The organism is Candidatus Spongiisocius sp. (genome assembly GCF_965221825.1).
In the GTDB taxonomy this organism is placed as follows: Bacteria; Actinomycetota; Acidimicrobiia; order Spongiisociales; family Spongiisociaceae; genus Spongiisocius.
The window spans coordinates 429222-449056 of record NZ_OZ244917.1 but is presented as its reverse complement, the minus strand read 5'-3'; the positions used below and the strand labels follow the sequence as shown (position 1 = coordinate 449056).

At 67.0% G+C, this 19835-nt stretch carries 16 protein-coding genes and 2 tRNA genes; 3 read left to right on the top strand and 15 right to left on the bottom strand.

The genetic code is table 11. The annotated features are described in order from the left end of the window. Positions 1–13: 13 nt before the first annotated feature. Positions 14–2032 carry an excinuclease ABC subunit UvrB gene (uvrB, locus tag ACOQPD_RS02035; RefSeq protein ID WP_420613239.1) on the bottom strand — a complete coding sequence of 673 codons (2019 nt, stop codon included), beginning with the start codon at positions 2030–2032 and terminating at the stop codon, positions 14–16. A 75-nt stretch (positions 2033–2107) separates the two neighbouring features. Between uvrB and speB the strand changes: the two genes are divergently transcribed. Beyond that, entirely contained in the window at positions 2108–3178 is a 1071-nt protein-coding gene (speB, locus tag ACOQPD_RS02030) for an agmatinase (RefSeq protein WP_420613238.1), read from the top strand. On the opposite strand, the gene coaE is transcribed toward speB, so the two are convergent. From coaE to ACOQPD_RS02010, 4 genes are all read right to left on the bottom strand, one after another. Further along, positions 3175–3792 (bottom strand): dephospho-CoA kinase, encoded by a 618-nt coding sequence (gene coaE, locus ACOQPD_RS02025; RefSeq protein ID WP_420613237.1) that lies wholly within the window; start codon positions 3790–3792, stop codon positions 3175–3177. The genes speB and coaE overlap by 4 nt on opposite strands. A gap of 16 nt (positions 3793–3808) precedes the next feature. Then, positions 3809–5083 carry a 30S ribosomal protein S1 gene (rpsA, locus tag ACOQPD_RS02020; protein ID WP_420614416.1) on the bottom strand — a complete coding sequence of 425 codons (1275 nt, stop codon included), beginning with the start codon at positions 5081–5083 and terminating at the stop codon, positions 3809–3811. A gap of 364 nt (positions 5084–5447) precedes the next feature. Beyond that, on the bottom strand, positions 5448–8105 hold the full coding sequence (gene polA / locus ACOQPD_RS02015; RefSeq protein ID WP_420613236.1) for a DNA polymerase I: 2658 nt from the start codon (positions 8103–8105) through the stop codon (positions 5448–5450). A 170-nt stretch (positions 8106–8275) separates the two neighbouring features. After that, positions 8276–8359: transfer RNA gene (locus tag ACOQPD_RS02010), tRNA-Leu, on the bottom strand. A gap of 78 nt (positions 8360–8437) precedes the next feature. Here ACOQPD_RS02010 and lepA point away from each other — a divergent pair. After that, a complete protein-coding gene (lepA, locus tag ACOQPD_RS02005) occupies positions 8438–10297 on the top strand; it encodes a translation elongation factor 4 (RefSeq protein ID WP_420613235.1) in 1860 nt (619 codons plus the stop codon). Positions 10298–10309: 12 nt separating this feature from the next. On the opposite strand, the gene trpA is transcribed toward lepA, so the two are convergent. The 10 genes from trpA to ACOQPD_RS01955 form a co-directional block, all read right to left on the bottom strand. After that, positions 10310–11104: a tryptophan synthase subunit alpha gene (trpA, locus tag ACOQPD_RS02000; RefSeq protein ID WP_420613234.1), complete on the bottom strand. Its 795-nt coding sequence runs from the start codon at positions 11102–11104 to the stop codon at positions 10310–10312. Next, positions 11101–12309 carry a tryptophan synthase subunit beta gene (trpB, locus tag ACOQPD_RS01995; protein ID WP_420613233.1) on the bottom strand — a complete coding sequence of 403 codons (1209 nt, stop codon included), beginning with the start codon at positions 12307–12309 and terminating at the stop codon, positions 11101–11103. Before trpB ends, trpA begins: the two co-directional genes overlap by 4 nt. After that, complete coding sequence (locus tag ACOQPD_RS01990; RefSeq protein ID WP_420613232.1) at positions 12306–12914, bottom strand: phosphoribosylanthranilate isomerase; 609 nt, start codon at positions 12912–12914, stop codon at positions 12306–12308. Before ACOQPD_RS01990 ends, trpB begins: the two co-directional genes overlap by 4 nt. After that, entirely contained in the window at positions 12911–13678 is a 768-nt protein-coding gene (trpC, locus tag ACOQPD_RS01985) for an indole-3-glycerol phosphate synthase TrpC (protein ID WP_420613231.1), read from the bottom strand. Before trpC ends, ACOQPD_RS01990 begins: the two co-directional genes overlap by 4 nt. 94 nt (positions 13679–13772) lie before the next feature. Continuing rightward, the gene (locus ACOQPD_RS01980) at positions 13773–14714 is read right to left on the bottom strand and encodes a YgfZ/GcvT domain-containing protein (protein ID WP_420613230.1); all 942 of its coding nucleotides are present in this window, start codon (positions 14712–14714) and stop codon (positions 13773–13775) included. Then, on the bottom strand, positions 14711–16189 hold the full coding sequence (gene trpE, locus ACOQPD_RS01975) for an anthranilate synthase component I (protein ID WP_420613229.1): 1479 nt from the start codon (positions 16187–16189) through the stop codon (positions 14711–14713). Before trpE ends, ACOQPD_RS01980 begins: the two co-directional genes overlap by 4 nt. A gap of 108 nt (positions 16190–16297) precedes the next feature. After that, positions 16298–17152 (bottom strand): L,D-transpeptidase family protein, encoded by an 855-nt coding sequence (locus ACOQPD_RS01970; RefSeq protein ID WP_420613228.1) that lies wholly within the window; start codon positions 17150–17152, stop codon positions 16298–16300. Positions 17153–17227: 75 nt separating this feature from the next. Continuing rightward, a complete protein-coding gene (locus ACOQPD_RS01965; RefSeq protein ID WP_420613227.1) occupies positions 17228–17548 on the bottom strand; it encodes a DUF6092 family protein in 321 nt (106 codons plus the stop codon). Beyond that, a complete protein-coding gene (locus ACOQPD_RS01960; RefSeq protein WP_420613226.1) occupies positions 17545–18087 on the bottom strand; it encodes a nitroreductase family protein in 543 nt (180 codons plus the stop codon). Before ACOQPD_RS01960 ends, ACOQPD_RS01965 begins: the two co-directional genes overlap by 4 nt. Before the next feature lie 95 nt (positions 18088–18182). After that, positions 18183–18257 (bottom strand) — tRNA-Met (locus ACOQPD_RS01955). A 146-nt stretch (positions 18258–18403) separates the two neighbouring features. Between ACOQPD_RS01955 and ACOQPD_RS01950 the strand changes: the two genes are divergently transcribed. Continuing rightward, positions 18404–19822 (top strand): amidohydrolase family protein, encoded by a 1419-nt coding sequence (locus tag ACOQPD_RS01950; protein WP_420613225.1) that lies wholly within the window; start codon positions 18404–18406, stop codon positions 19820–19822. Positions 19823–19835 lie beyond the last annotated feature (13 nt).

Here is a 19835-nt window from a genome sequence, read left to right as displayed (position 1 = left end):
GGCGACGCGGTTACTACCTCGTTACCTCGCTGAGTTCCTTCATCTCGCGCTTGAGTTCGGCCACCTCGTCGCGGAGACGGGCGGCGTACTCGAAGCGGAGTTCCCGGGCGGCTTCCCGCATCTCGTCCTCAAGGCTCTGGATCATGCGGCCCAGGTCCTCGCCGGCCAGCTCCACCGGGGAGCTCACCTCCATCGAGCCCAGGCTCCTGTCCCGGCGGCGCGACGATGACCCGCTCGATGACACCAGCTCGAGGATGTCGGACACCTTCTTGCGGATGGTCTGGGGGTCGATGCCGTGCTCCTCGTTGTAGCGCACCTGCAGGTAGCGGCGCCGGTTGGTCTCCCCGATAGCGGCCCTCATGGAGTCGGTCACGTCGTCCGCGTACATGATCACCCGGCCCGAGACGTTCCGAGCCGCCCGGCCGATGATCTGGATCAGGCTGGTCTCGGAGCGGAGGAAGCCTTCCTTATCGGCATCCAGGATCGCCACCAACGACACCTCGGGCAGGTCCAGTCCCTCCCGGAGCAGGTTGATGCCTACCAGCACGTCGTACTCCCCCAACCGCAGTTCGCGCAGCAGCTGAACGCGTTCCAGGGTGTCTATCTCCGAATGGAGGTAGCGAGCCCGGATCCCCATTTCCAGCAGGTAGTCGGTGAGATCCTCGGACATCTTCTTGGTCAGCGTGGTGACCAGCACCCGGTTGCCCAGCACAGCCTGGTCCAGGATCTCCCCGATGAGATCGTCTATCTGACCCTTTGCGGGCCTGACCACCACCTCGGGATCGACCAGCCCGGTGGGCCGCACTATCTGCTCGACGATGTTATCGGAATGCCGGCGCTCGAAGGGGCTGGGCGTGGCCGACATGAAGATCACCTGGCCGGTCTTCTCCAACCACTCATCGAAGCGCAGCGGCCGGTTGTCGAGTGCCGAAGGCAGGCGGAAACCGTGCTCCACGAGTACGTCCTTGCGGCTTCGATCCCCCTCGTACTGGCCGTGGAGCTGTGGGATGGCCACGTGGCTCTCGTCGATGATGGTCAGGAAGTCATCCGGGAAGTAGTCGAGCAGCGTATAGGGGGCCTCCCCGGGCGCCCTACCGTCGATGTGGCGGCTGTAGTTCTCGATCCCGGAGCAGAACCCCACCTCGCGGATCATCTCCAGGTCGTAGGTGGTACGCATGCGGAGCCGTTGCGCCTCGAGCAGCTTTCCCTGCTGCTCCAGCTCCGCCAGGCGCTCTCGTAGCTCGGCCTGGATGCCCACCATCGCCCGCTCCATGCGCTCCTCCGAGGCGGCATAGTGGGTGGCCGGGTACACCCACAGTTCCCTCATCTCGTCGATGATCTCGCCGGTGACGGGGTTGATGCGGACGATCCTCTCCACCTCATCTCCGAAGTACTCCACTCGGGCGATGGTCTCCTCGTAGGCGGGGAAGACCTCGAGGGTGTCGCCTCTAACCCGGAACCGGCCCCGCACCAGGTTCACCTCGTTGCGCTGGTACTGGATGTCCACCAGCCGGCGGATGGCCTGGTGGAGCGGGAACTCGACGCCCCGGATCAGGCGGAGGACCTGCCCGGCGTACTCGTCGGGACTGCCCAGGCCGTAGATGCAGGAAACGCTGGCCACTATCACCACATCGTCCCGGAACAGCAGCGACGAGGTGGCAGCATGACGGAGCCGGTCGATCTCGTCGTTGATGGTGGCGTCCTTCTCGATGTAGGTATCGGTCTGGGGGATGTAGGCCTCCGGTTGGTAGTAGTCGTAGTAGGAGACGAAGTACTCCACCCGATTGCCGGGGAAGAACTGGCGGAACTCGGAGGCCAGCTGGGCGGCGAGGGCCTTGTTCGGAGCGATCACCAGGGCAGGACGTTGGGCTCGCTCGATCGTCCAGGCGATGGTGGCGGACTTCCCGGAGCCGGTGATGCCCAGCAGGGTCTGGAACGCATCGCCGCGTTCCACACCCTCGACCAGCGCGTCGATGGCGGCCGGTTGATCACCGGCCGGGTTGAAGTCCGAGACAACTGCGAAATCCGCCACGCCGCTCGATCATAGAAGGGTGGTGAGACAGCCGGGACGGTCTATCGTTCGTCGCGGGCTACGAGTCGAGGGGCGATGCCTGACTACGGGAACATGCACGGATGGCACGGCGATGAGTTCGTGGAGCGTCCTGACTTCGACCTGCCCGCGTACATGGGGGCCACGACGTTCGCCAAGCTGCCCCTGGTAACCGACATCGAGCAGGTTGCCGACCTGGCCCCTGACGCGGTCATCGTGGGCGCGCCGCTCGACGACGGCACCACCTACCGGCCCGGGGCAAGATTCGGGCCCAGAGCCATACGGACGGGGAACAACAACTACGGCTCGTTCTACTCGCTCCAGCTCGGCGTCGACCTCTTCGAGGTCCTCGATGTCATAGACGCCGGTGACGCCAACATCGAGCCGGTGTGGCTGGAACGGGGCTACGCGATGATCTACCGGAAGGTCCGCGACCTGGCGGGCACGGGTGCGGTGCCCATCGTTCTGGGAGGTGACCACGGCATCACCTGGCCGGCGGCCAGCGCCGTGGCCGAGGTCAACCATCCGGCGAGGATCGGGATGGTGCATTTCGACGCGCACGCCGACACCGGCGAGGTCACCGGACCGATCGCGAACCACGGCGCTCCGATGCGGAAGCTCCTGGAGTCGGGCGCGATCGCCGGACCCAACTTCGTCCAGGTCGGGCTCAGGGGCTACTGGCCGGACGGGGAGACCCTGGCCTGGATGAAGGAGAAGGGCTTTCGGTCGCACTTCATCACCGAGATCGAGGAGGATGGCGCCGAGGCAGTGGTCGACAGGGCGATCGACGAGGCACTCGACGGCGCCGATGCCGTGTATCTCAGCGTGGACATTGACGTTCTCGACCCTGCCCACGCCCCCGGGACGGGTACGGCCGAGCCCGGCGGGATGAGTACCCGCGAGCTCCTGCGGGCGGTCCGGCGGATTGCCGGTGCGGTCGAGTTGGCGGGCATGGACGTGGTCGAGGTCTCGCCACCCTTCGACCACGCCGACCTGACGTCGATGGCGGCCAACCGCGTGGTGATGGAAGCCCTATCGGCGCTGGCGGTCAAGAAACGGTCGGGTACCGGCGTCCGGAGAACGGTCGGTCAGGCCGTCCGCGACGAACGGACGCCGGGGAAGACCTAACCCGCGCCGGTCGGGTCGGCGGCAGACCGGGCGGGCGTCGAGGCCCTGATCCGCGCCAGGGTGTCGTCGAGCGTCCTGGCTAGTTGGTCACGGGTCCCCGCGTTGCCGATCACGAAGTCGGCCGCTTCCGACCACTTCTTGTGGCTGGGCTGGGCGGCCAGGCGAGCCTCGATCTCCCCGTCCGACATGCCGCGCTCCCGTAGCCGTTTCTTCCTGAGTTTGAGGGGCGTCTCGACTATCACCCACACCCAGCTGCCTTCGACCAGGTCCGCCAGGAGCGGGATCTCCACGGCCGCCGGCCGGTCCCCTGCCTCCCGGGCCCAACGGGAGATTCCGTTACGAATGGCCGGGTGGGTGATCGCCTCGAGCTCTGCGAGTTGGTCCGGGTCGTCAAAGACGATGCGCCCCAGCGACCGCCGATCGACCTTCCCGCCGGTCACGGCCTCCGGCCAGCGCTCGGCAACCTGCCGGGCTACCGGATGGTTCCCCGAGAGGACCGAATGGCCTACCCGGTCGGCGTCCAGGACCGCGAAGCCCCGCTCGACCAGCAGCCTGCCCACCTGTGACTTACCCGAACCGATTCCCCCGCCGATGGCCAGCCGCAGCGGGTTCATAACCGGCCCCGTATCACTACCGGCGGCCGATCCCCCGCTCCTTCAGCTCCTGAAGGATCGCTTCCAGAGAGGCATCCACATCGAAGGAGGGTTGCTTCTCCTCGCGGGCATCCGCTCGCTCGAACTCGGACACGGCTGGGCGCCGGCGGCGGGGAGGACGGTGACCCGACGGCCGAGAGCTGAACTCGGGCAGGGCCTGCTTGATGGAGAAACTCACCCGGCGGCGTCCCTCGTCCATCTCGGTCAGCTTGACCTTGACCCGCTGGCCGATGGAGAGTTCCAACTCGGGAGACTCAACCCGATGCATGGCGATCTCCGAGACGTGGACCAAGCCCTCGACGCCGTCTCCAACTGCTACGAAGGCCCCGAAGGGAACCGTCTTGATCACCTCTCCCTCGAGGACCGTCCCGACCTCGTGCTGGAGGCTGAACGCCTGCCACGGATCGGCGGTGGTCTGCTTGATGGACAGGGAAATCCGTTCGCGGTTGTGGTCGATTTCCAGGACTTTGACGGTCACCTTCTGGCCGACCTTGACCACCTCGGACGGATGGTTGACGTGCTTCCAACTCAATTCGGAGACGTGCACCAGCCCGTCCATTCCTCCGAGGTCCACGAAGGCCCCGAAGTTCACCACCGACGAGACCGAGCCGGTCCGGGTCTCGCCCACCGTGAGGTTGCTGAGGAACGCGCCTCTTTGCTCGGCCTGGGCCTCTTCCAGGTAGGCGCGCCGGGACAGCACTACGTTGTTGCGGTTACGGTCCAACTCGATGACCTTGGCTTCGATGTCCTCACCTATGAACGGTTCGAGATCACGAACCCGGCGGAGATCGACCAGCGAGGCGGGCAGGAAGCCCCTGAGTCCGATGTCCACGATCAATCCGCCCTTGACCACCTCGATCACAGTGCCCCTAACGGTGCCCTTGTGCTCCTTGACCGCTTCTATCTGGCCCCAGACCCGTTCGTAGAGGGCCCGCTTCTTGGACAGGATCAGGCGGCCCTGCTCGTCCTCCTTGTCGATGACCAATACCTCGATCTTCTGGCCGATCGAAACGATCTGGTCCGGAGTGACGTTCTTGCGAATCGAGAGTTCCTTGAGCGGAACGACGCCCTCGGACTTGTAGCCGATATCGACCAGGACTTCGTCCTGGCCCATGTTGACGACGTGTCCCTCGAGGATGTCACCCTCTTTGAATTCGAGGACGGTCTCGGCAATGGCGGCTTCGAAGTCCTCCGGGCCGAGGTCGTCCGGCAGGGAACTCACGCTACGAGCCTTGATAGCGGGCGGCCCCATAACCGGGTTGTCCTCATCCGGGTTGGCGACCATCTCGGTCGGCACCACAACGGGCGGAAGGGATACCACCGGTCCAGGGGATGTTGCCGGGTTCTCGATGGCGGTGTCTTGGGTTTGCTCTGTCTTGTCGGTGGGAGTTTCCATCTTTCCTATTTCTCTGCGTGGAGGCCTGGGCTTGGGGTCTGGGCCGGAACGGATCACGCCCGGCCGGATTGATCGGGTTGGGTATGGCTGGTTGTGGACCTCCAGGCAGGGAAACCGTACCGCTGGTATGTTGCGGTGACGGAGCGAGCCGAAGAATAACACCTCCCCGCCTGGCCACGCAGGCACATTCTAGGAGGGTATCCGTCAACCGTCCTCCATACTACCCCTTGACAGAGGCCAGGTCCGGTCCGATTCCCACATCGACGGTGAGCGGTACGTCGAGCTCCACTACCCCCTCCATCACTTCGCGGACGAGGCGGACGGTCGGCTCGACAGCGTCCTCACGGACCTCGAACACTAGCTCGTCATGGATCTGGAGCAGCATCCGGGCCTCATCGGGGGGCAGGCGGCCGTCCAGTTCGACCATCGCGATCTTGATGACATCAGCGGCGGACCCCTGAACGGGTGCGTTTAGAGCCATCCGCTCCCCCATCTGGCGGGTCCGCCAGTTGCCCGACAGCAATTCGGGAAGGTAGCGGCGCCGCTCGAAGAGCGTCGTGGTGTAGCCCACCCGGCGGGCCTCTCGTACGATCTCCTTGAGGTACTGGCGCACGTCGGGGAATTGCCGGAAGTAGGTGTCCATGTGCTCCTGGGCCTCCGCCCTACCGATTTTCAGCCGGTCGGCGAGGCCGTACGCCTCCATTCCGTAGAGGAGACCGAAGTTGATGGCCTTCGCCCGGCGCCTGGTCTCGGCCGTGACTGTGTCGGCTGTGAGCCCGAACACGCGGGCCGCCGTGGCGGTGTGGATGTCCTCACCCGCCTTGAACGCACCAAGCAGGCCGGGATCCTTGGAAAGGTGCGCAAGGATGCGGAGCTCGATCTGGGAGTAGTCGGCTACCACGAACAGGAAGCCCTCCTCCGCCACGAAGGCCCGACGAATGGTGCGGCCCCGTTCGGAGCGGACCGGTATGTTCTGAAGGTTGGGCCGGTCCGAGGAGAGCCTGCCCGTGGCAGCACCCGTCTGGTTGAACCGGGCGTGGATGCGCCGGTCCGGTCCGATCAGCGGCAGGTAACCCTTGACGTAGGTGCTCCGGAGCTTCTCCACCTCCCGGTAACGGAGGACCAGCCCGACGATGGGATGGGCATCCTCGAGCTTCTGGAGCACCGAGGCGTCGGTGCTGGGTGTCCCCCGGGAGGTTTTCTTCACCACGGGCAGCCCGAGGTCGCCGAAGAGCACCTTTCCGAACTGCTGGCTGGACTTGATGTTGAACCTCGTACCGGCTTGTTCGTGGATCTCGGTTTCCAACCCGGCGAGGTCGGCTCGGAGATCGGCGCCCATCTCCTCGAGGTAATCCCTATCGACCCCGATACCGTGCTGCTCCATCCGGGCCAGCACCGGTACCAGGGGTAGCTCCATATCTCGCAGCAGGCTCACCTGACCTCGATCCCGCAGCTTCTCCTCCATCACGGCCTGCAGGTCCCTGACCGCCATTGCTCTGGCCGCGGCCGCCTCGATGTCCAAACCTCCGCCGAAGTCGAAGGCAGCCTGGCCGTCATCGGTCGCCGCACTCTCGGTCGCCGTCAGGTCGACCGCCAGGAAGCGGGAGGCCAGATCTTCCAGCGTTTCCGATCGGCCGGCCGGGCCGATGATGTATCCCGCCAGTTCAGGATCGAACCCCAATCCCTCCGGTTGCCAGCCCAGCCGGTGCAGGTCCTGCAACAGTTCCTTCGACTTGTAGACCGAGAACGGCACGTCGGGATCGGCCAGAACGGGTGCGAGGTGACCGAGAAGCGACACCGGCACGTATAAGGCCGTCGCGGCCGCGGGTGCGGACCCCTCGAACGCAGGCTCTTCGAGGACGGGGACGACCGCCAGCCCGGCCAACTCACCGGACTCGCGAACGGGCTCCAGGGCGAGACCTGCTGTGCCTGCGAGTGTGGAGACCTCGGCGGCCGATTCGATCACCCGGACTTCCACCTCGAGGGCCGTCTCCTCGACCGGAACGGAAGCACCCTCCTGATCGGTCAGGCGTTTCCAGAGGGTGGCGAACTCCAGACGGTCGAAGACCGCCTGTACCGACTGCCAATCAAGATCGTCCCTCCGGATGCGGTCCTCATCGACTTCGAGATCCAGGTCGTCCACCAGCGCCATCAGCTGGCGGTTGAGCAGGACCTGGTCCTGGTGCGCGGTGAGGTTGCTACGCAGCTTGGGCGGATAGCTCTCGAGGTGCGAGAAGACCCCGTCTAGGTCTTCGAACTGCGAAAGGAGCCGGGCAGCGGTCTTCTCCCCCACCCCCGGGACACCGGGCAGGTTGTCGGAGGTGTCGCCCCGCAGGGCTGCGTAGTCCGCATACTGCCCCGGCCTGATCCCGTACTTTTCCTCGACCCACGCGGGACCCACCACCACCGTGTCGGAAATGCCCCGGCGGGTATAGATCACCTGCACGGTCGGCGACACCAGCTGGAAGCTATCCCGATCTCCGGTGACCACGAGCACTTCCCACCCGAGGTCGGTAGCCCGCTTCACCAGCGTGGCGATGACGTCGTCGGCCTCGAACCCGGGACACTCCATCTGGGGGACGTCCATGGCTTCCAGCACTTCGCGGATCAACGGGAGTTGGGAGCGGAACAGGTCCGGCGCCGACTCCCTCTGAGCCTTGTACTCCGGATAGCGCTCGGTGCGGAAGGTGGACCTCCCCACATCCCAGGCCACCGCCAGACCGTCGGGCCGGTGTTCGCCGAGCAGCTTGATCAGCATCGAGGTGAACCCGAACGCGGCGTTGGTCACCAGGCCGGAACTGGTGGAGAGGTCGGGCGGGAGGGCGTAGAAGGCGCGGTAGGCGAGGCTATGGCCGTCCAGGAGGGCCAGGGTGGGCATGCGATGATCGTAGCGTGGCAGTGGTCGGTGCCCAGTGGTCAGTGGTCAGTGGTCAGTGGAACTTGTAACACGGGACTGTTAGGAGCAAGACACTAGGTCCGGGGGCGAGGAACTTGACTACTTCCCGTGTTGCCACTGGCCACTGGCAACGGGCCACTGACCACTGCCGGTACCGGGAATGGGACTCGAACCCATACGCCCCAAGGGGCACCGGATTTTGAGTCCGGCGCGTCTACCAATTCCGCCATCCCGGCTGGAGATGATCTTACCCGCGGGTCACTCGAGGCCGGGACGTGCGGGTTCGCTGGCTAGCCTGGGTCTAGGACCGTGGTTTGCCCGACCGGCGAGCCTCCCAGGATTCGGTTTTTCGACCCCCCTCCGCAGGCATGGATCAATCTCGCATACGCAACGTAGCCATCATTGCTCATATCGACCACGGCAAGTCGACGCTCGCGGATCGATTCCTGGAGTTGTGCGGGGCTGTGGAAGCACGCCGGATGCGAGCCCAGTACCTCGACAATATGGATCTCGAGCGGGAGCGCGGTATCACCATCAAGCTCCAGAGCGTCCGCCTGGAGTACGGGCCGTGGAGGATCAATCTGATCGACACGCCGGGCCACGTCGACTTCGGGTACGAGGTATCGCGGTCCCTGGCGGCGTGCGAGGGGGTGATCCTGCTGGTCGACGCCTCGCAGGGCATCGAGGCGCAGACCCTGGCCAACTGCGCGCTGGCGCTGGATCACGACCTGGCCGTGGTGCCGGTTCTCAACAAGGTCGATCTTCCCGCCGCCGATCCCGACCGGGTGGCCGAGGAGATCGAGCAGGTCCTGGGAATAGCGGCCGAGGAGGTGCTACGGGTGTCGGCCAAGACCGGCGAGGGCGTTGCCGGGCTCCTCGACGCGGTCTGCCGGCGCGTACCGCCGCCGGACGGCGATGAGGATGCGGAGCTGGCGGCCCTGGTGTTCGATTCCCATTTCGACAGCTACCGGGGGGTCATCAGCTCGATCCGGATCGTGCGGGGCACGCTGCGTACCGGCTCGCGGGTGCGTTTCATGCAGACCGGCGCCATGTACAACCTCCAGGAGATCGGGGTGCGCACGCCGTCCGCCGTTCCCGTGGAGCAGCTCGGCCCCGGAGAGGTGGGATACCTCATATCCGGGGTCAAGAACACGGCGGAGGCCCGTCCCGGCGAGACCGTCACCGACGCCGCCCATCCAGCCTCCACCCCCCTACCGGGCTATCGCGAGCCCAAACCCATGGTGTTCTGTGGCCTCTATCCCCTGGACGGGGACGAGTATCCCGAACTACGAGACGCCCTCGACCGGCTACGCCTCAACGACTCCAGCTTCAGCTACGAGCCGGAGACCTCCACCGCACTCGGGTTCGGCTACCGGTGTGGCTTCCTCGGCCTCTTGCACATGGAGATCATCACCCAGCGCCTCGAGCGCGAGTTCGCCCTGGACATCATCGCCACCAAGCCGTCGGTGGAGTATCGGGTGCGGACGACGGCCGGGGAGGAAGTTCCCGTTGACAGCCCGGCCAAGATGCCTCCCGCCGGCGAGGTGCTGTCCATCGCCGAGCCGATCCTGGCGGCGAGCATCATCAGCCCGGCCCGCTACACCGGCCGTCTGATGGATCTCTGCCAGGGCCGCAGGGGCCGCATCAAGGGCATGGAGTACCTGTCTCCCGAACGGGTGGAACTCCGTTACCACCTGCCGCTGGCCGAGGTGGTAACAGACTTCTACGACCAGCTCAAGAGCCGGACACAGGGATATGCCAGCCTGGACTACGACGCCGGACACTACGAGGACGCCGATCTGGTGAAGGTGGACATCCTGCTGCATCACGAGCCGGTAGACGCCTTCAGCGCGATCGTCCACCGGGACTCTTCCTATCACTACGGACGGCAGATGACCGAGAAGCTCATGGAACTGATCCCGCGCCAGCAGTACGACGTCCCCATCCAGGCGGCGATCGGAAGCCGGATCATCGCCCGCGAGACGGTCAAGGCCTTCCGCAAGGACGTGACCGCCAAGCTCTACGGCGGAGATGTCACCCGGAAGCGCAAGCTGCTGGCGAAGCAGAAGGCGGGCAAGCGGCGCATGAAGGCTATCGGACGGGTTGAGATACCGCCGGAGGCCTTCGTGTCGGTCATGCGGATGCCCGGCACGCGCGCGAGGGGCGCCGGTTAACGGCCGAGCCGGTCAATCGGACAGGACGTCTACCAGTCTCCTGGTGGCTTCGGCTATGTCGGTGATCGGACGGGGGGACTGGAGCGCCCGGCGCACCAGGGCCGAGCCCACGATGATCCCGTCCACGTCCGGCGCCAGCGCCGCGGCCTGGGCAGGCGTGCTTATGCCGACACCCATCACCAGCGGCACGCGCGTTATGGCCCGGATTCGCGCGGCCAAGGTTCTGGGGTGGTCCGACTGCTCGTCCCGTTCGCCGGTCACGCCCAGTTCGGCGACCCCGTAGATGAACACCGGGGCACGTTCGGCGATCCGTTCCAGGCGCTCGTCCTGGGTGGTGGGGGCCGCGAACAGCACCAGGCCGATTCCGGATCGGTCGCATGCCTCGGCCACCGGCGCCGCCTCCTCCAGGGGAAGATCGGCGATTATCAGCCCTGCGGCGCCCGCATCGGCGGCCCGGCGGGCGAATTCATCCGGTCCCAGCCGGAACACCGGGTTGGCGTAGGACATGGCCAGCGAGGGCTTGCCGGTCGCATCGACCACCCGGCGGAGGACGTCGAACCCGCCCTTGAGGGTCATACCCTGTTCGATGGCGCGGGCGCTGGCCACCTGAATGGTCGGCCCGTCCATCATGGGATCGCTGTAGGGGATGCCGACTTCGAAGGCGTCCGCGCCGGCGTCCGCCATCGCCTCGAAGCACTCCACGGTCCGGTCCGGGCTGGGCAGCCCGGCGGTCATGAAGGGCAGGAAGGCGGTTCTCCCCTCTGCCCGTACCCGCGTGAACAGGTCGTCCAGCCCGCGGCGGCTCACCCGATACCTGCCTTGGCCGCGATCATGTCCATGTCCTTGTCGCCTCGGCCTGACAGGTTGATGAGCACCGTCTTCCCTGCCAGCCGGGCGGCATCCTTGGCCACCCAGGCGATAGCGTGCGCCGACTCGAGCGCCGGGATGATGCCTTCGGTTCGCGAGAGGAGATCGACTCCACCCAGAGCCTCCTCGTCAGTGATCGAGACGTATCGCGCCAGGCCGGTGTCGGCGAAGTAGGCGTGCTCCGGCCCGACCCCCGGGTAGTCGAGGCCGGCCGAGATCGAGTGGGCCTCCAGGACCTGGCCCTCGTCGTCCTGGAGCATGTAGGTGCGGGCGCCATGCAGGATTCCCGGCGATCCGGCGCCGATCGAGGCGCCGTGCCGTCCGGTTTGGATCCCGTGGCCCGCCGCCTCGACACCGACCAGGTCGACTCCGTCACGCCCGGCGAAGGGGTAGAACATGCCGATGGCATTCGAACCGCCCCCCACGCACGCCACCACCACATCGACGGATTCTCCCTGTAGCTGGTGGATGCTCTCGTCCCCGATGATCCTCTGGAACTCCCTCACCATCCAGGGGAAGGGATGGGGCCCGACCGCCGAGCCGATGATGTAGTGGGTGGTCTCCACCGTGCGCACCCAGTCCCGCATGGCCTCGTTGACTGCGTCCTTGAGGGTGGCCGCGCCGGCTGAGACCGGAACCACGTCCGCGCCGAGCATGCGCATGCGCTGGACGTTGAGGGACTGGCGCTCGATGTCCTTCTCTCCCATATAGACCACGCATTCCAGACCGGCGTAGGCGGCGGCGGTGGCGGTGGCCACCCCGTGCTGCCCTGCGCCGGTCTCGGCTATGAGCCGGGTCTTGCCGGTGCGGGTAGCCAGGATGGCCTGGCCGATGGCGTTGTTGATCTTGTGGGCGCCGGTATGCGCCAGGTCCTCGCGCTTGAGCAGCACCCTCGTCCCGGCTTCCTCCGACAGGTGATCGGCGGCGTGCAACGGCGTGGGCCGCCCTGTGTACTTCTCCAGGAGGTCATGGAAGTGGGCTACGAATCCGGCATCCGCCCACGCATCGGCGAAGTCGGTGGCCAGCCGTTGCAGGGCCGGCATCAGGGTCTCCGGAGCGAACATCCCGCCGTAGTCGCCGAAGCGGCCCTGCTCGTCCGGGCGGTCCAGGCGGAGGGTGGCTCGACCACCCGTGGCTGACGTCATTCGCCGACCCCCTTGGCGTTGCGTACGAAGTCGATGATCCGTGCAGGGTCTTTCACGCCCGGTGATGACTCGAGTCCGGACGAGGCGTCCACACCCCAGGGACGGTAGCGGGCTACTGCGCCTGCCACGTTGCTGGGGTCCAGACCTCCGGCCAGCACGTACCGGGCCCCCTCAGGCGGTAGCCACTCGGCGGGGACGGTCCTGCCGGTACCGCCGAGCCGGTCCGGCGAATAGGCGTCGAGGAGCGGGGTCTGGTTCTCCGGGAAGCGCTCCAGGTTCACCGGTCCCCTGGCGCGCACCGGTCGGAGGACGAACGCCCCGGCCTCTCCGGCCGCCTCGGAGGCCCGGCTCGAATCCTTGCCATAGGGCTGGACACCCGAGGCGCCCACCTGCTCGACCAGCTCGAGGAGCCGGTCGGGGCTGGTATCGGCCGTCAGTATCACTGCCGGGAGGGCTGTCGCCCCGGCCAGCCGGGAGGCCTCCGCAACCGTGAGACGGCGGGGGGAACCATCGACCAGCACGAGACCGACCGCGTCGGCGCCGGCCTCGGCGGCCGCCTCCAGGTCGCTGACGGTGCGCATTCCGCAGACCTTGACCCAGGTCATGGGAGCGCCTTGAGGCCGCGGACGGCCGTGCCGGCGTCCTCGGCCCTCGACAGGTACTCGCCCACCAGCACCGCGTCGTAGCCGGCGTCCCGCAGCCGGGCCGCGTCGGCCGGGCCGTGAACGCCGCTCTCCGCCACCCGGACGTCGACATCGTCGAGGAGGGGCGCGATCCGCTCGGAGGTGGCCAGGTCGACCCGGAAGGTGCGCAGGTCGCGGTTGTTGACCCCGATGACGGTGGCGCCGGCCTCGGTGGCCCGCTTGGCCTCCAGCCGGTCATGGACCTCCACGAGGGCGGTCAGGCCGGCCTCGGTGGCGGTCTCGATCAGGGCGGACAGGAGCGGGTCGTCTAGGAGGGAGACGATCAGCAGCACCGCATCCGCTCCCATCGCCCGCGTCTCCCAGACCTGGGCCGGGTCGAGCGTGAAGTCCTTCCGCAGTACCGGCAGGCTCACCGCTTCGCGGGCATCCCGGAGGTCGTCCGGGCCGCCGAGGAAGTGATCGGGTTCAGTGAGCACCGAGAGCGCCGACGCACCACCCGCCTGGAAACTCGCCGCCTGCTCTCCGGGAACCATGCCGGCGTTGATGACTCCCTTGGAGGGAGAGGCGCGCTTGAACTCGGCGATGACCGACAGGCCGGGCGCCGTCAGAGCTTCCGCGAACCTTCGTGCGGGGGGCATATCCCGGACGGTCCGGCGTAGATCGTCCTGGCGCGCGATAACCCCGGGAAGGCGGCGGCGCGTCGATGCGAGAACCTTGTCCAGCATGGGGCCGAAGGCTACTCGGACTCGTGGCGGTATAGGCATATGGCCGGCGCCGCAGCCGCGTCACAGGACGCCGCGGTTCAGGCCGGCCGGAACCTCATCCGTCCCGGACGGTCATCGGTAGGCCGTGCACCTCGGCCTCCGCCCGGGCGCCCTCCCAGGTCACGGTGACGCGGGTGCCCGGCGGGGCTTCGCGGCGGATCAACGCCAGCGCGATCGGGGCGCGGTGGACGGGACTCGCCGCAACTGTCGTGAGCTCACCCACCACCTTCGCCCCGTGAGAGACGCGGGCGCCCGACGGCGGGACGGCCGGCCCGAGCATTCTTATCGCCCGGAGATGGCGGTTGACCCGGCCCCGGCTGTCGATGCGGGCCACCAGTTCCTGGCCGAGAAAACATCCCTTGGTGAACGAGACCGCCTCGGGGACCAGGCCGGTCTCCTGGGGGATGGTCCTGCCGTCGACATCGATGCCCATCCGGGGTTCTCCGGCCTCGACCCGGAAGGTGTCGACCGCGGCGCGGCCCAGCGGAACGGCGCCGAGTTGCTCGAGCTCCTGCGAGTCCCGGCCGGCGACGAGGCGGCGCCGCACCGGTTGCGCGCGCAGTTCCGCAACCAGCGTCCCCTGCCCATCCCGCCAACCGCCCGACGCTCCGGGCACGCGATCCGAGGGCCCCCAGACGTCGAGAACGGGACGCCGGTCCTGGTGGAACTCGACGTCGACGCGCAAGCGCCATCGGGACAGCGAGGCGATTGCGACACCCTGGTGGGTGGCATCGGTGACGATCCCCACCCGGTCTGCATCCCGCAGTACCCAGAGCAGGGCGTCGAGCTTCCCTCGGGGTTGCAGGAGGAAGGACCTCGCCGCCTGACCGGGAGAAAGCCCCTTGATGTCCTGGCTGACGATGCCTTGGAGGAAAGAGATCGCATCCGGCCCGACGGCCCAGAACAGGCCCAGCATGTCCGTAGCGAATCCCGCGCCGGCCCTGGCACGGGCATACCCGTCCCTGGAGTCGCCGGGATCGCCTGGTCGGACGCTCAAAGCAGCTCCGCCCCCGCCACGGCCGCGAGGGCCGCGGCCGCCTTGTCCTCTGTTTCCTGAAACTCGGTCTCGGGATCGGAATCCGCCACCAGGCCGGCGCCCGCCTGGACCCAGGCGGTGCCACCGGCTATCACGACGGTCCGCAGGCAGATGGCGGTATCCACGTTGCCGCTGAAGTCCATGTACCCGGCTGCGCCGGCATAGGGACCGCGGGCCACCGGCTCGATCTCGTCGATGATCTCCATCGCTCGCACCTTAGGCGCTCCCGATACGGTGCCATGGGGGAACACCGCCCTGACCACGTCGACCGGGCCCAGCCCGTCTCGAAGCCGTCCCGATACGCCCGACACCAAATGCATGACGTGCGAGTAGCGCTCCACCACCATCAGGTCGTCCACGGTCACCGTGCCGAAGTCGCAGACCCGGCCCAGATCGTTGCGGGCCAGGTCGATGAGCATGACGTGTTCGGCCCGTTCCTTCGGGTCGGCAAGCATCTCCTTCTCCAGGGCGCGGTCCTCCTCCGGGGAGGCGCCCCGCCGCCGGGTGCCGGCGATGGGACGGGAGAACACGGTCCCGTCCCTCACCCGGGTCATCAGCTCCGGCGACGAGCCCGCCACGGTGAGGTCCGGGTGCCGGAGGTAGAAGAGGAAGGGCGACGGGTTGATGAGGCGCAGGGCGCGGTACAGATCGAAGGGATCCCCCTCGAACGGGGTCCCGATGCGGCGGCTGAGCACCACCTGGTAGGCGTCGCCCTCCCGGATGTAGTCCTTGACCTTGAGGACAGCCCGTTCGAAATCCTCCCGATCGAGGGTCGAAGCTGCGGGCAGGTCGGGCCGGGCCGAATGGTCGAGCCCGGCGGCCGGGCGGTAACGGAGGGCGGTCCCGAGCCGATCAGCGGCGTCGTGGAGCCGGGTTACCGCGTCTTGGTAGGCGGCGTCCAGGTCTTCCTCGAGGTCGGTGAAGACGTTGCGGACCAGGTGCAAGGTCTGACCGGGATGATCGAGGGCCGCCAGGCTGCCCACGAACTGCCACATCATTTCGGGCAGGCCACGGTCGTCCTGAGGCTGGTCGGGAAGCCGCTCGATGTAGCGGACCGCGTCATAGGAGAGATATCCGACCGCTCCGGAATGCAAGGGGGGCAGGTCGTCCATCGGGTCCATGGCGTAGCGGGCAAGCAGCCGTTCGAGGACCGTGAGCGGGTCTCCCTCGGGTAACCGGACCCGGGGATGGTCGATATGGCTTACCCCGTCCCGGCTTGTGAGCGTGAAGATCGGATCCCATCCGAGGAACGACCAGCGCGCCCAACGCTCCCCTCCTTCGAGGGATTCGAGCAGGAAGCCGGGCGAGTGGCCGACCAGCTTGCCGAACGCGCTGACCGGAGTCTCCCGGTCAGACAGCAAGGCCATCCTGATCGGGACCACAGAAGCATGCTCGGCAAGGCGGCGGAATCCGGCCGGGCTCGGAGTGACTTTCATGCGGTCCACGTTACCGAAGAGAGTCGCCCGTGCCGGAACCCCGGAACCTCACCCAGGCGCCAACCAGGTCGTGGTCGTGCTTCAGGTGCCCTTCATGGAGCGAGGGTGTCAGCCCAGCACCACAACCGGCATGCCGATCGGCGCCCAGTCGTACAGGAACGCCGCCTTGTCGTCACGCTGCCGAACACAACCTGCCGACAACCCCTGGCCGAGTTGGTCGAGCGTCTGGTTCGGTGCTCCGCTCGCGTCCACACCGATCGAATGGAAGCCTATCCGCCAACCGCTTGCTCCCCAGGCGAAGCGGACCATGTGTTTCATGCTGCCCCCTCGGAAACCGTAGGCCACCTCGGACTTCGAGTAGATCTCGTAGTGACCGGCGGGCGGGTTCCGGAACATGCCGCTCACGGGGTAGGTGTCCGTCAGCGTCCCGTCGGCTTCGACCAGCCAGGCCATCATCTTCTCGCCGCGCCGGTCATAGACTGCGTGCTGACGGCCGGCAAGACCCACATCGGGCGCCGTCAACCCGGCCGACCAGAGAAGCTGCGCATCGTGGCGGCGGATGGTCGCTCCCCCATCCTCGGGCAGTCTCAGCTCAGCGCCGTCGAAGCCGCCGGTACCGGAACGCCAGACCGGCACGGTTCCGAACTGAAGCGCCAGGTACATGACGAGGTCACCGTCGTGCTGCATGAGAAGGCGGTTGCCTGCCTGGCGGCTCGTTCCCGAGGACCAGACCTCTTCGGCGCCTCGATACAGGACCAGGTTGCCATCCGGCAGGAACGCCATTCGGTGGGCGCCGTCCGGGGATCGGAGCGATTGACCGCGCAGGAGGACGTCGCCGGGCTCGAGTGAGCTGCGCAGTGATGCGGTTTGGCGCGCGGCGTCGTCTCCGGCCTGGCCGATGGCGCCGGGAACAGGGAGAACGAGGGTAGCCAGAACCGCTACCACGCTGATTCGGATCCGCATGGCTACAGAACTATAGGAGCGCGATCACCCCGGTCCATCGATTAATGCGCTAAGGGAGGGGCTCCGTTCCCCTGCTCACCCCGCCGCATCGAGGTTTCTCCTGGTGGCTTCGGCGGCCAGGTCTCTGGCCAGGTCGCTCAGCCAGTCGCGGAAGCCGTCCTTGTCGACCGTCATCCGAGCCTTGTTGGCCTCGATCGCCGCCCGCTGCTCGGCCAGGAACCCGTCCACCTCCCAGCCGGGCAGATCCTCTGCCGCCTCGATGAGACGGCTGGCGCCCTCGATCATCCGGAACGCCCCGTAGATGGGCTTCTCATCGAGGTGGAGCCGCGCGCAGGTAACGAGGTACAGCACGAAGTCGAACAGGAACTCCCGGGGATCGGCATCGTGACTGCTCATGGCGCACCCCACGGGCGACCGAACCGGTCGGCATGGACGGACGGCTGAAAGCCCTTCAGCGGCTTGGAGGGGTTGGCAACCGGTATCCCCACCGCCATGAGCACCTCCGGACGTACATGCTCCGGAAGGCCCAGGATGGCCTGGACCACTTCCTCGCTCCAGCTGGTGATCTTGCATACGCCGATTCCGAGTGCGGGCGCCGCGATGGCCATGAAGGCGGCCGACGCACCCGCATCCAGCCTGCTCACCACTTCTACCCCCCGTATCCCCGACTCCTGCTCCGACCTCTTCAGATCGCTGCATACGGCGATGGCGACCGGGGCGTTGTTCACGAATCCCGGGCATGCCTGGCGCATGGTGCGGACAATCCGCGGGTCGGTGACCACGATCAGGTGCCGGATGCCAGGGCGGGCCACCTGGGCGCGTCCGGCGGCGTAGACCAAGCGTTCAAGGGTCTCCTGATCGGGTGGTTCGGGCCGGTACTGCCGGTGCATGCGGCGCCTTCGCATGGCCTCGAACACCGTCATCGGAGCACTCAATGCCTGGTCCTTTCGCCACCGTCGCCGGGAAGCCGGCGGATCACAAAGAAACAACCCCCGTCCCCATCGGTTTGGGGAACGAGGGCTGTAGCGGGTAGCGGGGGTAGGATTCGAACCTACGACCTTCGGGTTATGAGCCCGATGAGCTGACCAGACTGCTCCACCCCGCGCCGTTCTCGACCCGAGTTTAACCCGCCCGGCGGGCCATCCGCAAGACTGCCCGCACCGGAACACACGCTCTACAGGTCCTTACCGCCCGGATAGTTACGATCGGGCAACAGCGCCGGGTAGGTGCTTCATGACACGGAGGTCACCCATGAGCCAGACTCCTTCTTCCCCTGATCGTCTCGAGTGCGACCTCTTGCTCGAGGGCGGGGTGGTGATCACCCTCGACGGGAAGCGGCGAGTGCTGGATGGCGGCGCCGTGGCCGTCGCAGACGGGAAGATCACGGCGGTCGGCGACAGCGGGGAGCTCCGTGAACTGCGGGAGACTGCCGGGAAGGTCATCGACTGCCGGGGCAAGGTGGTCCTTCCCGGGATGACCGACGGCCACACGCACCTGTTCCAGTCGTTGGGCCGCGGGCTCGGCGACGGCATGACGCTGGTTCCCTGGCTCCAGAGGTTCATGCTCCCCTACTCGAAGGCCATCACCAGGGAGATGAGCGTGGCCGCCGTCCGCCTCGGCGCGCTTCAGGCCGCCCTGTCCGGAACCACCATGGTGGTGGACAACCACTATGCGCCTACCGACACGGAGACCATCCTGGCCGTGGCCGACGCGGTGGAGGAGGTGGGGATCAGGGGCGCCATCGCCCGGGGAATATTCGGCGAGATGAACCCTGGCGGCGAGCTGATGGGGGTTGATCCTGACCTGTTCGCCCTGACAAATCAGGACGAACTCGACATCACCGCGGAGTGCATGGCGGAGCGCCCGCGAGGCGGCCTGGTCGAGGTCTGGCCGTGTCCGGAGAACATCGTCTACGTATGGCCGGAGCTGATCGAGGCCTCCGCGGAGATGGCTGAGGCCGGCGACGTTCGCTGGCACATGCACTGTTCGGAGGTCCAGGACGAGATCTCGTTCTTCACGGAGGTGCACGGAACCCGGCCGGTGGCCTGGCTGGCGGACCGCGGGCTGCTCAGCCGCCACACCACGCTCGCTCACGCCGTCTGGTTGGATCCCGACGAGGTAGCAGCCATGGGCGCTGCCAACGCTACAGCCGTGCACAACCCGATCTCCAACCAGTACCTGGCCTCCGGCGTGCTCCACCTGGATCCGCTCTTGTCGGCCGGAGCCACCGTGGCCCTCGGCAGCGACGGGGTGGCAGTCGCCGGGCAGGACATCTTCGAGGCCATGAAGGCCGGAATGCTGATGCACCGGGTGGCCAGCCTGGACTCGACCGCCACCACCGTGGAACAGTTTCTCGAACTGGGAACGCTGGGCGGTGCGGCCATGACCGGTCTGGAGGCCGGTTCGCTGGAACCGGGCCGGGCAGCCGATCTGGTGGTTGTCGATGTCTCCGGCGTCCGGCATACGCCATGGAGCCGCCCGGTTGCGTCGGTGGTTCACTCCGGCAGCGCGGCCGATGTCGAGATGGTGATCGTGGCGGGCGAAGTCATCGTTGAGGATGGGCGTTCCACGAGGGTGGACGAGGACGAGGTGAGGGCCATGGCCGCCGAGGCGGCCGCACAACTGTTCGGCAGGGCACGGCTGAGCGACCTGGCCAGGGATTGGCAGTAGCAGCCTCCTGTTG

Bases quoted from the DNA above. Each gene is read 5' to 3' on its own strand.
- ACOQPD_RS01970 (WP_420613228.1), bottom strand. From the start codon at position 17,152: ATGCGGATCCGAATCAGCGTGGTAGCGGTTCTGGCTACCCTCGTTCTC.
- ACOQPD_RS01965 (WP_420613227.1), bottom strand. From the start codon at position 17,548: ATGAGCAGTCACGATGCCGATCCCCGGGAGTTCCTGTTCGACTTCGTG.
- coaE (WP_420613237.1), bottom strand. From the start codon at position 3,792: ATGAACCCGCTGCGGCTGGCCATCGGCGGGGGAATCGGTTCGGGTAAG.
- trpC (WP_420613231.1), bottom strand. From the start codon at position 13,678: ATGCTGGACAAGGTTCTCGCATCGACGCGCCGCCGCCTTCCCGGGGTT.
- trpE (WP_420613229.1), bottom strand. From the start codon at position 16,189: ATGAAAGTCACTCCGAGCCCGGCCGGATTCCGCCGCCTTGCCGAGCAT.
- rpsA (WP_420614416.1), bottom strand. From the start codon at position 5,083: ATGGGGCCGCCCGCTATCAAGGCTCGTAGCGTGAGTTCCCTGCCGGAC.
- polA (WP_420613236.1), bottom strand. From the start codon at position 8,105: ATGCCCACCCTGGCCCTCCTGGACGGCCATAGCCTCGCCTACCGCGCC.
- speB (WP_420613238.1), top strand. From the start codon at position 2,108: ATGCCTGACTACGGGAACATGCACGGATGGCACGGCGATGAGTTCGTG.
- trpB (WP_420613233.1), bottom strand. From the start codon at position 12,309: ATGACGTCAGCCACGGGTGGTCGAGCCACCCTCCGCCTGGACCGCCCG.
- ACOQPD_RS01950 (WP_420613225.1), top strand. From the start codon at position 18,404: ATGAGCCAGACTCCTTCTTCCCCTGATCGTCTCGAGTGCGACCTCTTG.
- ACOQPD_RS01990 (WP_420613232.1), bottom strand. From the start codon at position 12,914: ATGACCTGGGTCAAGGTCTGCGGAATGCGCACCGTCAGCGACCTGGAG.